Genomic DNA, 13,988 nt, shown 5'->3' on the forward strand with positions numbered 1-13,988 from the left:
GCGACAGCTAGGCAGGCCGTACCCACGGCCGACGAGCGGACGTGTGGCACAGCGCCGGAAGCGGGCAAGCTGAGGGTGATCGTTTGTGGAGTGCAGCCCTTGCGGGTATTGGTTGGCCTATCAACCCATTGAAGGGTACCCAGGGTCAGTGGGTGGCCGGGGACCGGAGGTGCTGCCGTCACTCTTGCCGCGCGTAACAACCCTCAATTATCGCTGAAGAATCGCCAATATTCAAAGGCTTGGCGAAATATTGCCTTCGATTGCTATTGGTTAGGTGCGGGCTGCGAGGCGGCCCTCAAAGTTTGGATCTGAAGCCGAACCTGCTGAAGTCGCACCAATGCACCGGGCGCGGCGGCGTCGGCTGCAATTTGCGCCGCTTCGGTCTCTAGCCGTTCGATCCACAGCTTGCAAATCACTCTTCGCAGCTCGTCTTGTCCGTGCGCATCCTCGGCCGCCATCGCTTTCATGATGCGATCTGCTGCAGGTTGCACGGAGTCTCCCACCATTGCGGCTTGCATCGCCGGCCAAGCCTCCGGGCCATGGTCCACCAGTCGGCGCTCCAGCCACGCGATCAGCGCGCCATGCTCGCCGGGCAGTTCGTGCAGCAGCTGATGGTCGTCGGCACTGAGCTGATCCCACCAGTCGCTGTGCAAAAGCAGCATGCGCACCGCATTGTCGGCCGGGCCGTCGGGCTCGACCCGGGGCGACTGTGGCGGCATCGGGGCTTCTCCGCGGTCGCGCCACTTGCCCTTGCCCTGCCACTTTCCCTGCCCACCGGGTTTGGGCGTCCAGGGTTGGTCACGGCGCGGGACGCGCGGTGCGCTTGGGGCGCCATGATCCATATAGTCGTCGAACGCAGGCGGTTCGCCGATGTAGTCAGGCTCATCATTGCGTTGGCGGGATTCCGCCGCGGCGCCGCCGCCCTGCCACTGCTGCATCAGCTCGGCCTCGGGCAACTGGGCCAGTTTGGCGATCTCGCCGATCAAGAGGCGCTTCAGCCCCCCGACCGGCAGGGCGGCCCACAGCGGCTTCACGTTCGCCAGCAGGCGGGCGCGGCCCTCGGCGCTGTCCATCGCGCAGCCCTCGCTGGCCACCTCCAGCAACTGCTTGGACAGCGGCATGGCCTGCTCCACGCAGCGCTCGAAGGCCTCGGGGCCCAGCTCGCGGATATAGGAGTCCGGGTCATGCTCGGTGGGCAGGAACAGGAAGCGTACCGTGCGCGTGTCGGTGGCAAAGGGCAGGGCGGCTTCAAGCGCACGGCCGGCAGCGCGGCGGCCTGCGGCGTCGCCATCAAAGCTGAAGACGATTGAGTCGGTGAAGCGGAACAGTTTCTGAACATGCTCGGGCCCGCAGGCCGTGCCCAGCGTGGCCACCGCGTTCGGGAAACCCCATTGCGCCAGCGCGACCACGTCCATATAGCCCTCGACGACCAAGGCATAGCCCTTGGCGCGCAGGCCCTGGCGGGCCTCGAACAGGCCGTAGAGCTCGCGGCCCTTGCTGAACACCGGGGTTTCCGGCGAGTTCAGGTACTTGGGCTCGCCCTTGTCGAGGACGCGGCCGCCAAAGCCGATCACGTCGCCCTGCACGCTGCGTATCGGGAACATGATGCGGTCGCGGAAGCGGTCATAGCGGCGCTGCTCGGCGGCGTCTTCACCCTGCACGATGACCAGGCCAGCCTCGCTGAGCAGCGGGTCGTCATAGGCAGGGAACACGCCGGCCAGGCTGCGCCAGCCCTCGGGTGCATAGCCGATGCCGAAGCGGGCGGCAATCTCGCCGGTCAGCCCGCGCTTCTTCAGATAGTCGATGGCTCGCGGTGTTTCCTTCAGCTGGCGGCGATAGTGGTCGCCGGCGCGCTCCAGCACTTCGGTCAGCGTGGCCTGTTTCTGCTTTTGCTGGGCCGCCTGTTCCCGCTCCTCGGGCGAGCGCTCCTCCTCGGGCACCACCATGCCGGCCTGCTGGGCCAGGTCCTTGACCGCCTCGACAAAACCCAGGCCGCTGTGTTCCATCAGAAAGCCGATGGCATTGCCATGCACGCCGCAGCCGAAGCAGTGGTAGGTCTGGCGCGTCGGGCTGACGATGAAGCTGGGTGACTTCTCGCCGTGGAAGGGGCACAGGCCCTTGTGGTTGATGCCCGCCTTCTTGAGCTCGACATGGCGGCCGACGACCTCGACGATGTCGATGCGGGAAATCAGGTCCTGGATAAAGCCGGGTGGGATCACGAAAGGAGTCTACCGCCCTCGACGTCGAGGTTTCGGTGGTCAGGTCTATGGAGCCCGCAAACAAAAAGGCCACCGCGAGGGTGGCCTTTTGTCTTGACTCGGGCGCACTAAATGGCGAAGTCTTCCAGTTTGGCACCCGCGCCAATGGCTGCCTTCAACCACTTCGGCTGCAGACCACGGCCGCTCCAGGATTCACCGGTGGACTTGTTGCGATACTTGGCCGCAACCTTGGATACCTTTTCCACCTTGGGTGTCTTGGTGCTCAGATCGGCAATCGTCAAGCCATACTCGGACATCAGCATCCTGACTTTGGCAATTGCGTCGCTGCGTTCACGCGAGGTGGTTTCCTGGATTTGCTGGTCCAGGGCGGCCCGTTGGGCCAAAAGGTCTTTCAGAGATGCCATCGTTCGCTTCCTCGGTAGGTTTCGGGCCAAACCCAGTATGGGACGGACTGATTATAGGCATAAGCTTATCTATTTGCCTACCTGAGGTATTCGTGTCGATATTCATCAGCGCGTGAATTGCATCACGCCGGGATTTCTGATTAAAACCCCGGACGTGATGGGCAAATCATTTGTAGCCGACGCGGTCAAGCAATTGCTGTACCTTGGATTGATTGCGCCCGACCACCGCCGATGGAATGGTTTCGCTCTTGAAGTTTCCGAGCGCCTGCAGGGCGGGATTGGCGACCTTGGTGTCGGTCACCGCCGGCCATTCGTTGTTGCCGTTGGCGAAATAGGCCTGCGCCTCCGGGCTGCTCAGGTATTCAAGAAACTTGACCGCGTTGTCGCGATTCTTGGCGTGCCTGGCCACCGCGCCGCCGGCAATATTGATATGCGTACCCCAGGAGTTCTGATTGGGGAAGACCACGCCGATCTTCTCGACCACCGTGCGGTCCTCGGGCTTGGTCGAACGCATCATGCGCGCCAGGTAATAGGTGTTCGTCAGCGCAATGCCGCATTCGCCGCTGGCCACGGCCTTGATCTGGTCAGTATCTCCGCCCTTGGGGTCGCGGGCCATATTGGCCACCATACCCTTGAGCCAGGTCTCGGTGCGCTCGGCGCCGAGGTGCTCGAGCACGGCACCAAACAGCGACAGGTTGTAGGGGTGGGAGCCGCCACGCGTGCAGAGCTTGCCCTTGTTCTTGGCATCGCCCAGTTCCTCGTAGGTGTCGACGTCTTCGCGGTTGACACTGAGCTTGTTGTAAACCACGACGCGGGCTCGCGTTGAAAAACCAAACCATGCCGAACCCTGGCCGTTGTCGATGGCACGGAGCTGTGCCGGTATCCGCGACTCCAGCAGGCTGGACTTGACGGGCAGGAACAGGCCGTCGGTTTCGGCGCGCCACAGCCGCGAGGCATCGACCAGCAAGATCACGTCGGCCGGGCTGGCCGCGCCTTCGCTTTGCAGGCGGGCCAGCAGACCGGCGTCATCGGTGTCGACGCGGTTGATCTGGATGCCGGTGGCCTTGGTGAAATTCGCGTACAGCGCCTCGTCGGTCTGATAGTGCCGTGCGGAATAGAGATTCAACACCTTGTCCTGGGCTTGCGCGCCGACGCCGGTCGCGGCAAGGGCGATACCGCAAAGCGAGGCGTGCAGCAGGGTTTTGAGGCGGGGGAAGCGGGGGCTGGTCATGCGAACTCCGAAGGCTTGCGCGAATGCGAGAAGCCTTCAGTCTAGCATCGAACAAGAATGATTCGCGTTACCGAATATTGTCCCCGATCAAGCTCCGCTCAGGCGCTGGGCGGCACATAGCCGGCGGGTTTGTCGGCGCCCTCGCCAAAGAAGAACTGCTCCATCTGGCGCGCCAGATACTGGCGGGCGCGGGCATCGGCCAGATTCAGCCGGTTTTCATTGACCAGCATGGTCTGGTGGCGCAGCCACATCTGCCACGCCTCCTTGCAGACGTTCTGGTAGATGCGCTTGCCCAGGTCACCGGGGTAGGGGGCGAAATCCAGGCCTTCGCCTTCTTTCTTCAGATGAACACATTGCACGATGCGGGCCATGGGAGTTATTCCTTGCAGAGATTGAACGGAGGCGACTGTAGCGGGGTTGGAAAGGCCCTGGCTCAGACCAGTTTCTTGACCAGCACCTGTGAGCGCCGGTCGCGGTTGTATTTGCGCTTGCGCTCCTCGGGCAGCCACTCGGGGTCGACCGGCTGGAAGCCGCGCTTGATGAACCAGTGCATGGTGCGCGTGGTCAGCACGAAGATGCTGGTCAGGCCCTGGGCCTTGGCGCGCTGCTCGATGCGCTTGAGGATGCGGTCGCCGTCGCCCTGGCCCTGCACGGCACTCGACACGGTCAGCGCCGCCATCTCGGCGGTGCGCGCCTCGACATAGGGGTAGAGCGCGGCGCAACCGAAGATCACACCGTCGTGCTCGATCACTGTGTAGGCCTCGATGTCGCGCTCGATCTCGTTGCGGTCGCGCTTGACCAGGGTGCCGTCGCGCTCGAACGGTTCGATCAGCGCGACGATGCCGCCCACGTCATCCGGCGTGGCCTCGCGCAGGCTCTCCAGCTTCTCGTCGACGACCATGGTGCCGATGCCGTCGTGGGTATAGACCTCCTGCAAGAGCGCACCATCGACGGCCAGCGGCAAGATGTGCGAACGCTCCACGCCGGCCTGGCAGGCCTTGACGCAGTGCTGCAGATAAAAGGCCACATCGGTGGGTTGCGTCGGCCGGGGCAGGGCGGCCAGCATGCGCTCGGCATCGGCCAGTGCCAGCTCGGTGTCTATCGGGCTGGTCGGGTCGTCCCACTTCTCGTGCACGCCAGCGACTTCGGTCATGAACAGCAGCTTGTCGGCCTGCAGGGCGATGGCGGCGCTGGTGGCCACCTCTTCCATCGTCAGATTGAAGGCCTCGCCGGTGGGCGAGAAGCCGAACGGCGACAGCAGCACGATGGCTCCGCTGTCAATGGCGCGCTGAATTGCCGCCGCATCGACCTTGCGCACGATGCCGCTGTGCTTGAAGTCCACCCCATCGACGATGCCCACCGGCCGCGCGGTCAGGAAGTTGCCCGACACCACGCGCACGGTGGCATTGGCCATCGGCGTGTTGGGCAGACCCTGCGAGAAGGCCGCCTCGATCTCGAAGCGCAACTGGCCGGCGGCCTCTTGCGCGCAGTCCAGGGTCACCTCATCGGTGATGCGCAGGCCGTGGCTGTAGTGCGAGGCATGGCCCTTGGCGGCCAGCTGCTCGGCCACCTGCGGGCGAAAACCATGGACCAGCACGATCTTGATGCCCATCGCGTGCAGGATGGACAGGTCCTGCACAAAGGCATTCAGCTTGCCCGCCGCCACCAGCTCGCCCGGCATGCCCACCACGAAGGTCTCGCCTCGGTAGGCATGGATGTAGGGCGCGACCGAGCGGAACCAGGGGACGAAGGTGTGCGGGAAGACAAGGCTCATGGAGGGCGTTCGGGAAAGGAGTGGTCAGGGTTGCACCGATTGTGCCGCAGTGAGACAAAGAAAAAGCGCCCGCTAGGGGCGCTTGGGGCTTGCTCTGAGCAGCGAGATGTCAGCGAGGGGCGCGACGGCGGCGCGCCAGTGCCAGCACGGCCAGACCGCCCAGCATCAGCGCATAGGTCTGCGGCTCCGGCACGGCCGTCACGTCCAGGCGCACGCTGTCAGCGCCGTAGGTCAGCTTGGTGACGTAGCCGGCGGTTAGGCCGTCAATCTGGACCGTGGCGAAATGCCCCAGCAGATTGTCCGCGCTCAGCAGCGTGAAGCTGCCCGCACCGAAGCCGTTGAGCAGGCTCACCTGCAGCGTGCCGCCGAGGAAGGCGGTGCCGCTGATATTGAGCCAGTCGGCCGCACCGAAGCCGACGTCCAGATCCAGTGCGCCGGTCGGGAACTGGGCGAAGCTGCCCAGCACGCTCAAGGTGCCGATGGCGTTCTCACCCGGGGACACATGACCGGCCTGGTTCAGCAGATCGCCGGCAATGGTGGCGTTGCCGGCCAGCGTGCCGCCGTAGACGGCGACGTCACCGCTGCCAAACGCACTGGCGGAGCGGCCCACCAGCGTGCCGCCGAACACCTCGACCCCGCCGGAGAAGCTGTTGTTGCCGCTCAGCACCAGGGTGCCCGCACCCGATTTGGCCAGGCTGCCCTCATACACGCGGGCATTGCGCGCCGCTTCGCGCGCCACGCCCATCGTGTACTCGGTCTGCTCGTCGGCGGTGGCGCCGGGCGGCAGGCCGTTGGTCCAGCCCTTGGTCACCTTGGTCGTCTGCCAGCTGGCGGCCTCGGCCTCGTCTTCGAGCTTGCGCGCCTTGATCGCCACGTCGGAGATGTTGTTGGACCAGGTGTCGTTCTGCCCCTGCGTGTTGACGGCGAACTTGCCGAGGAACTGGCCCGGGCCGTTCATCGCGTTCTTCAGGCTGATCGTGCCCCAGCCGTTGCGGGCATCGGGCACCAGCGTGTTCTGGCCGGCTGTGGGGTTGGCAATGGCCGTGCCGATGGCATTGTTGATGGTGCCGTTCTGGATACCGGTGGTCTTCATCACATCCAGCGCCTGGGCATTGGTCATGTAGCCGAAGCGCTCCATGATCACCGCCAGCGAGCCGGAGGCATGGGGGGCGGCCATCGAGGTGCCCGACAGGCTGGAGTAGGTGGCCGCCGTGCCGGCGCCGTTGACCGTGCTGCCGTTGATGGCGTTGCCCGGTGCCGTCATGCAGGACCACTTTTCCATGCCGCACTGGTTGTACAGGTGGGCGCCGGGCACATTGACCGAGCCGTCGGCATTCAGTGTCTGGCCCACGGCCGAACCGCTGATCGTCAGGTTCTGACGGATCGCCGCCACCGCCAGCCAGTTGGACTCCAGCTCGGGCATGAAATAGGGCAGGCCGGAGCGGGCACTGGCGTTGGCAAAGCCGGTGTTGCCGGCGCTGAAGACCATCACCGTACCGGTCTTGGCGGCATCGATGGCGCCCTTCATCCAGACATCGTCGCGGGCCAGAAAGCCCCAGGCGCCGATCAGGCCGGCCACGCCGGTGGCGCTCGGGCCGAGCGTGTTGTATTGCTCGCTATTGGGCTGGCTGCCCCAGCTGGTGCTGATGATGCGCACGCCCTGGGCATTGACGCCGCGATAGACGTCGGCCACATAGCCCTGCTCCAGTGTCTGCGCCGTGGTCTGCGTGACCTGGGGCAGGCCGAACAGCACGCCGTCGGTCTTGTGGGTGTTACCCACATAGAGATCGGCATTGAAGGCTACGCCATGGAAGTTGCTGGCCCCGCCGATGCTGCCGTCGCGCGAGGCGGCAATGGTGCCCGAGACATGGGTGCCGTGGGTGTCGTTATAGGCCGCGTTCTGGGCGCCCGAGATGCCGTTGACCGTGACTGCGTGGTAGCGCGACGCGCTCAGCTGCGGGTGCAGGTCGTAGTAGCCCGAGTCCACCATGCCGACCTTGATACCGGCGCCGCTGAAGCCGGCCGCATAGGCGAACTCGGCCCCTATCGAGCGAAGACCCCAGTCGCGCAGGAACTCGGCGGTACGCCAGCTGGCCGGATCACCCAGCATGCCGGGATCGCCTGGGTAGGTGACGATGGCCTGAGCCTGCAGCGTGGCGAAGCCGCTCAGCATGAGCGCCGCCAGGCGGGTGATTTGCAGTGGGGTTCGGGTGAGCTTCATCGGGGTTCCTCTCTGATGTTGTTGGGCCGACCTGACCCAGCCATCGGCTTCCGTCATTTCGGCGATTTCATCGTAGTCATGACGCGCCGAAAAGTGTGCGTTTTTTCACGCTCTTGTCATGGTGTGGGCGATTCGCGCCCGTGTGCATGACCTGGCCCTTCGAGCGCCGTGCGCTATGCGATCGGATGCGGGTCATTCCGGATACCGCGATCAATTCGCGCAAAGCCGCCGATAATCCGCGCCTCGTGAATCCATTGCCCCCGCCTCCGCCCAAGCCCGCCCAGCCGCCCAGACCCCGCGCACCTTGCCCCGAGCGAGCGCCCGTGGTCGCCACGCCGCTGCCGCCCATCACCTTCCCCGAATCGCTGCCGGTCAGCGAACGGCGGGAGGACATTGCCCGGGCAATGGCTGAGCATCAGGTCATCATCGTCTGTGGCGAAACCGGCTCGGGCAAGACCACCCAGTTGCCCAAGATCGCACTCGCGCTTGGCCGCGGGCGCGCCAACACCGGCAAGCTGATCGGCCACACCCAGCCGCGGCGGATTGCCGCCAGCAGCGTGGCCAAGCGCATTGCCGAAGAGCTGAAGTCGCCGCTGGGTGAGGTGGTCGGCTTCAAGGTGCGCTTCCAGGACCGGCTGCAGCCGGGCGCCTCGGTCAAGCTGATGACCGACGGCATTCTGCTGGCCGAAACGCAGACCGACCCGCTGCTCAAGGCCTACGACACCATCATCATCGACGAGGCCCATGAGCGCTCGCTGAACATCGATTTTCTGCTCGGTTATCTGCGTGAGGTGCTACCACGCCGCCCGGACCTGAAGGTGGTGGTGACCTCGGCGACGATAGACGCCGAGCGCTTCGCCAATCACTTTGCCTCGGCCAAGGGTCCTGCGCCGGTGCTGACGGTATCCGGCCGCCTGTTCCCGGTCGAACAGCGCTACCGCCCGTTCGAGGAGAGCCGCGAGTACGACGTCAACAATGCCATCGTCGATGCGGTCGACGAACTGTGGCGAGAGGGGGCGGGCGATGTGCTGGTGTTCCTGCCCGGCGAGCGCGAGATCCGCGAGGCGGCCGAAGCGCTGCGCAAGCATCATCCGCCCGGTGTCGATGTGCTGCCGCTGTTCGCGCGGCTGTCGCCACAGGAGCAGGACAAGGTGTTCGAGCCGCACGGCCAGCGCCGCATCGTGCTGGCCACCAACGTTGCGGAAACCTCGCTGACGGTGCCGGGCATCCGCTACGTGATCGACCCTGGCCTGGCGCGTGTCAAGCGCTACAGCTACCGCAACAAGGTCGAGCAGCTGCAGATCGAGGCCATCAGCCAGGCCGCGGCGAATCAGCGGGCCGGCCGCTGCGGGCGGGTGTCCAACGGCATCTGCGTGCGGCTGTATGCCGAGAAGGAGTTCAACGAGCGGCCGCGCTTCACCGATCCCGAGATCCTGCGCTCGTCGCTGGCCGGCGTGATCCTGCGCATGAAGGCGCTGCACCTTGGGCAGGTGGAGGATTTCCCCTTCATCGAGCCGCCGCCGCGCAAGGCGATAGCCGACGGCTACCAGCTGCTCAACGAGCTGGGCGCCGTCGATGAACGCAATGAGCTGACGCCCATCGGCAAGGAGCTGTCCAGGCTGCCGCTGGACCCGCGGGTGGGCAGGATGATTCTCGAGGCCAAGGACCGCCACGCGCTGGACGAGGTGCTGATCATTGCCAGCGCCCTGACCGGCCAGGACGTGCGTGACCGGCCGATGGAGCAGCAACAGGCCGCCGACGAACGCCACAAGAAGTTCGACGATGAGAAGTCGGAGTTCATGGGCTATCTGAAGCTGTGGAAATGGCTGGAGGAATCGAAAGGCGGCTCGGGCGAGCACAAGCTCAGCCACCGCCGCTACGAGGCGCTGCTGCGCGAGAACTTCGTCAGCGTGCGCCGGGTGCGCGAATGGCGCGACATCCACTCGCAGCTGCACACGGTGGTGGCCGAGCACGGCTGGCGGCTCAATGGCAGCGCCGCCACCTACGAGCAGGTGCACCTGTCGATGCTGGCCGGCTTGCTGGGCAATATCGGCCTGAAGAGCGAAGAGGACGACTGGTACCTGGGCGCTCGCGGCATCAAGTTCTGGCGCCACCCCGGTGCGCACCTGAGCAAGAAGCCGGGGCGCTGGATCGTCGCCGCCGAGCTGGTGGACACGACGCGCGTCTTCGGCCGCGGCATTGCCAATATCGAGCCGCAGTGGATTCCGCAGATGGCCGGCCATCTGCTGAAGGTGCAATTGCTGGAGCCGCACTGGGAAAAGAAGGCCGCGGAGGTGATCGCGCTGGAGCGGGCCACCTTGTACGGCATCGTCATCTACAGCAACCGGCGGGTGAACTTCGGCAATGTCGATGCACCGGCGGCCCGCGAGATCTTCATCCGTGAGGCGCTGGTCAATGGCGAGTGGGAGACGCGCCTGCCGTTTGTGTCGCACAACCAGAAGCTGATACGCCAGGTCGAGGAGCTGGAGCACAAGTCGCGCCGGCAGGACGTGCTGGTCGATGACGAGCTGATCTATGCCTACTACGACCAGCAGCTGCCGGCCGATGTCTGCTCGGGCGCCAGCCTGGAGCGCTGGTACCGCGTGGCCAGCCGTGAGAACCCCAAGGTGCTGCACCTCAGCCGCGAGGAGCTGATGCGCCACGAGGCCGCCGGCATCACCGTGGCCAGCTTTCCGAAGACACTGCGCCTGGGCGGGGTGGACTGCGTGACCAGCTATCTGCACCAGCCCGGCGATGCCCGCGACGGCGTGACCGTGACGGTGCCTATCTACGCCCTGAACCAGGTCAGCGAGGAGCGCTGCGAATGGCTGGTGCCGGGCATGCTGAAAGACAAGCTGCTGGCCTTGTTGAAGAGCCTGCACCAGCGCCCCCGCTCGCGCCTGGTGCCGCTGCCCGACTATGTGGCCGAGTTCGTTGAGATGAACCCCTTCGCCCAGGGCAGCCTGCTCGATGTGCTGCTGAAGGCGGTGCGCGACCGCACGCAGATCGCCGTGCAGCGCAATGACTTCAAGCTGGAGCAGGTGCCGGTGCATCTGTTCATGAATTTCCTGGTCGTCGACGAGCATGGCCGACAGCTGGGCATGGGCCGCAATCTGGCGGCCCTGAAGGCGGAATTGGGCAGCAAGGCGCGGTCGGCCTTCCAGGCGCTGGCGGCGCTGAAGCTGCCCGCTGCCGCGCCGGCTGTTGCACCTGCGACCGCTGGCAAAGGCACCGCCCAGCGCGTGCCGGCGTCCGACAAGCCGGTCAAGGAAACCCCGGCCGCGACCTACACGAACTGGACCTTCGGCGAGCTGCCCGAGCTGATGGAGGTGAGGAAGGGCGCGCAGACCCTGATCGGCTTCCCGGCGCTGATAGACCGCGGCGCGCACGTCGAGATCGAGGTCTTCGACGAACCCGATGTGGCCGCCGCCAAGCATGGCCTGGGTCTGCGCCGGTTGGTGGCGCTGCAGCTGAAGGAGCCGCTGAAGTATCTGGAGAAGAACATTCCGGACCTGCAGAAGATGTCGGTGTACTTCATGCCCCTGGGTTCAGCGGATGAGTTGCGCGAGCAGATCATCGGCGTGGCGCTGGACCGCGCCTTTCTGGCCGACCCGCTGCCCACCGATGAGTTCGCCTTCAAGCGCCGCATCGAGGAGGGCCGCACGCGGCTGAACCTGATCGCCCAGGAGGTGGCCCGCCTGACGGGCGTGGTGCTGATCGAGTACGCCGCCGCCGCGCGCAAGCTCAAGGACAGCCGACCGGCCAAGGAGGTGGCCGACGACATCCAGGCCCAACTGCAGCGTCTTTGTCCCAAGAACTTCGTCACGGCCACGCCCTGGGCCCAGCTGCAGCACCTGCCGCGCTACCTCAAGGGCATCGTCATGCGGCTGGACAAGCTGCGCGCCGACCCGGCCCGCGACAGCCAGCGTCTGGCCGAGCTGCGGCCGATGGAGCAGCGCTTCCTGCGCCGCCTGGCCGAGCTGAAGGGCACGCATGACGGTCGCGTGGATGACTTCCGCTGGCAGCTGGAGGAACTGCGCATCAGCCTGTTCGCCCAGGAGCTGCGCACGCCGCAGCCGGTGAGCGTGAAAAGGTTGGAGAAAGTCTGGGCCCAGATCACCCAGTGAGCCGGGGCTGGGTTTCCCCTCGGCTTCAGCTTGTTACATATATGCCGAAATAGGGCGCAATTGCCGCCTTGATCGGGGCATGAGCATTGCAAGCGCTTGTTTCAATGCGTACTGTCATGCTTGTCACCTCACGCCCTGCCTCTATGACCTTGCCGCCTCAATCGCCCCCGGCGCCCTCGGCCACTCCTCAAGCCGAGGCCAACCGCGCGCCGCTGCGGCGCTTTGGTCGATTCGAGTTGCGGGCGCTGCTGGGCAAGTGCTCGCGCAGCATGAGCTGGCTGGTGTTCGACCCCCGTGCCGGCCAGGAGCTGATCCTGATGCTGCCCCGCGTGGCACCGACCAACCAGGGCGAGATCGAGCAATGGCAGCGCCAGCTGCGGCTCGCCTCGCGCCTGAGCCATCCGAACCTGGCCCATGTCATCGACATCGGCCAGCAGGACCAATGGCCCTTCGTCACCTATGACCGGGCGCTGGGCGAGACCTTGGAAGAGCGGCTGCGGCGCCAGCCCAATCCGCTGGGCACCGAGATGGCGCACTGGATCTGCCAGGCGCTGGAAGGCCTGGCCTTTGCCCATGAGGCCGGCCTGTCGCACCGCAGCCTGCAGCTGAGCAGCCTGCTGATCAACGAGGCCGACCAGGTCCATGTGGCCGGCGTCGAGGTGGCGCCGGAGCCCGAGGCCGACAGCGGTGATGGGGCCGGCATCGGGGGCGTCTCCAGCGACCGGCGCCGCCGCCAGCGTGACGATGCCGAGGCCGACCTGGTCGCCATCGGCGTGATCATGCAACGTGTGCTGACCGGCCAGAACGTGCTCGACGAGCCCGATGTGCAATTGGTCATCGCCCGCATGTTCCCGACCGGCAAGGAGCTGGTGCGACTGCCCTGGGGCATGCCCCAGCCGGTGCCCGAGGCCCTGCGTGCCATTGTCAACCGCAGCACCGACCGCCAGCCCCGCCAGCGCTATCACAATGCCCGCACGCTGCACCGTGCGCTGGACGGCTGGCGCTCCGATGCCTCGCGGGAGGGCGGTGGCCCCGCCGCCCTGCTGTTGGAGCGCATGAGCCGCTACGGCCATCTGCCGGCGATGCCGGGCGTGGCGACCCGGGTCAACCGCCTGGCGCGGATGGAGAAACAGCACACCAGCGAGGTCTCGCAGCTGGTGCTGCAGGACATGGCGCTGACCTTGGAGCTGCTGCGCAATGTCAATTCGGCCAGCCTGCGTGGCATGACGGCCAGCAGCGGCGGCCCGGTGCTGAATATGCAGCGGGCCATCGCCATGCTGGGGCTCGATGGCGTCAAGCGCGGCGCCTCGGCCCTGCGCGAATGGCCCGGCCCGCTGAACGAAACCCATGCCCAGGCGCTGATGGGTCTGATGGAGCGCGTGCAGCGAGCCGGCGAGATAGCGCAGGCCCTGCGTCCGGCCGGCTACGACGCCGAGGTGATCTACCTGATCACCCTGCTGCAGAACCTGGGCCGCCTGCTGGTGCAGTACCACTTTCCGGACGACGCGCTGCAGATCCGCCAGCTGATGCAGCCGCAGCCGGCCACGCCCGAGCAGCCCAATCCGACCGTGATGACCGAAACCGGCGCCTCCTACGCCGTGCTGGGCATAGACATCGCCACCTTGGGTGCCGCCGCGGCACAGCACTGGGGCTTGCCGGAGGAGGTGCTGCACATGATCCGTCGCGCCGCGCCCGATGCGCCCATTCACACGCCCGACAGTGATGCCGAGACCTTGCGGCTGACGGCCAGTCTGGCCAACGACGTGGTCGATGCCTTGCTGCTGCCCACGCCCAAGATCGTGGGGGCGCTTGACCAACTGGCCAAGCGCTATGGTCGTGCACTGGGGCTGGGATTGAAGGAACTGCATGAGGCCTTGACACCCTCGGCGGCCAAGTCCGCCGAACAAAAAAACGCTAAAAACTAACGGTGCCAGGCTTCTCGCCGACTGGCGGGCCCAAAAGAAGCTTAGATTCCAGCCATGGCCGTTTCCTCACCGAGTTCCCCGATTGGC

8 protein-coding genes are annotated in these 13,988 nt (G+C 65.7%); 2 read left to right on the top strand and 6 right to left on the bottom strand.

Features of this window, described 5'->3' with window-relative positions:
- Window positions 1–263 precede the first annotated feature (263 nt).
- The 6 genes from dnaG to DES47_RS01550 all read right to left on the bottom strand — a co-directional run bounded on the left by dnaG (window position 264) and on the right by DES47_RS01550 (window position 7,849).
- Window positions 264–2,219, bottom strand: a complete 1,956-nt coding sequence (gene dnaG, locus DES47_RS01525) for a DNA primase (RefSeq protein WP_133698898.1) — start codon at window positions 2,217–2,219, stop codon at window positions 264–266.
- A 107-nt stretch (window positions 2,220–2,326) separates the two neighbouring features.
- A complete protein-coding gene (locus DES47_RS01530; protein WP_133698899.1) occupies window positions 2,327–2,623 on the bottom strand; it encodes an H-NS histone family protein in 297 nt (98 codons plus the stop codon).
- A 166-nt stretch (window positions 2,624–2,789) separates the two neighbouring features.
- The gene (locus tag DES47_RS01535) at window positions 2,790–3,854 is read right to left on the bottom strand and encodes an extracellular solute-binding protein (RefSeq protein WP_133698900.1); all 1,065 of its coding nucleotides are present in this window, start codon (window positions 3,852–3,854) and stop codon (window positions 2,790–2,792) included.
- A gap of 98 nt (window positions 3,855–3,952) precedes the next feature.
- Entirely contained in the window at window positions 3,953–4,225 is a 273-nt protein-coding gene (locus tag DES47_RS01540; RefSeq protein WP_133698901.1) for an oxidative damage protection protein, read from the bottom strand.
- A gap of 62 nt (window positions 4,226–4,287) precedes the next feature.
- Window positions 4,288–5,628 carry an amino-acid N-acetyltransferase gene (gene argA / locus DES47_RS01545; protein WP_133698902.1) on the bottom strand — a complete coding sequence of 447 codons (1,341 nt, stop codon included), beginning with the start codon at window positions 5,626–5,628 and terminating at the stop codon, window positions 4,288–4,290.
- A 109-nt stretch (window positions 5,629–5,737) separates the two neighbouring features.
- Window positions 5,738–7,849, bottom strand: coding sequence for a S8 family peptidase (locus DES47_RS01550; protein ID WP_166651803.1), 2,112 nt, complete (start codon window positions 7,847–7,849; stop codon window positions 5,738–5,740).
- A 185-nt stretch (window positions 7,850–8,034) separates the two neighbouring features.
- Here DES47_RS01550 and hrpA point away from each other — a divergent pair, with 185 nt between their 5' ends.
- On the top strand, window positions 8,035–11,976 hold the full coding sequence (hrpA, locus tag DES47_RS01555) for an ATP-dependent RNA helicase HrpA (RefSeq protein WP_133699679.1): 3,942 nt from the start codon (window positions 8,035–8,037) through the stop codon (window positions 11,974–11,976).
- A gap of 143 nt (window positions 11,977–12,119) precedes the next feature.
- Window positions 12,120–13,901: an HDOD domain-containing protein gene (locus tag DES47_RS01560; protein ID WP_166651804.1), complete on the top strand. Its 1,782-nt coding sequence runs from the start codon at window positions 12,120–12,122 to the stop codon at window positions 13,899–13,901.
- The last annotated feature ends 87 nt before the right edge of the window (window positions 13,902–13,988 follow it).

It is taken from the genome of Roseateles toxinivorans (assembly GCF_004362525.1).
Classification (GTDB): domain Bacteria; phylum Pseudomonadota; class Gammaproteobacteria; order Burkholderiales; family Burkholderiaceae_C; genus Paucibacter; species Paucibacter toxinivorans.